Origin of the sequence: Neobacillus paridis, assembly GCF_016765675.1 — a bacterium.
Classification (GTDB): Bacteria; Bacillota; Bacilli; order Bacillales; family Cytobacillaceae; genus Neobacillus; species Neobacillus paridis.
In genome coordinates, this window is the sequence record NZ_JAESWB010000254.1 from 1 (window position 1) to 553 (window position 553).

1 protein-coding gene is annotated in these 553 nt (G+C 61.1%); it reads right to left on the bottom strand.

The window, feature by feature from the left end:
* The coding region (locus tag JK635_RS28710; RefSeq protein WP_202655241.1) for an IS3 family transposase at positions 1–553 on the bottom strand (553 nt) is incomplete at both ends.

The following is a 553-nucleotide window of genomic DNA, read 5'->3' on the forward strand; positions in this document are numbered from 1 at the left end:
CCAATTGCCGTGTCATGCACTCACCCATTGCGTAGCCGACGATTTCACCGGAATACAGGTCCTTCAATCCGGCCAGATACAGCCAGCCTTCATCGGTCGCGATGTACGTCAGGTCACCGGTCCATACCTGGTCCGGTGCCTCGGCCGTGAAGCGCTGTTCGAGCAGGTTCGGCGCAACCGGCAGAGTGTGCTTCGAATCGGTCGTTGCCTTGAACTTGCGCTTTTGCTTGCAGCGCAATCCCAGTTTCTTGCGCAGCCTACGAATGCGATGCAGGCCGACCTGGACGCCATGCGCGGCCAGTTCCTTCTGCAGTCGCTCCGGCCCGCACGTCTCGCGGGTTCGTCGGTGGGCAGCCTGGATTTCCGCTTCCAGGCGTGGCTCTTGCCGCGCACGCAGCGACGGTTTGCGGCGGCGCCAGGCATAGTACCCGCTGGCCGATACACCCAGCAGCCGGCACATCGCTGGTACTGGATACTGGCGTCGCAATTCTTCCATGGACTCGTACTTCACCGCGACTCCTTCGCAAAGTACGCCGCGAACTTTTTTAACAGG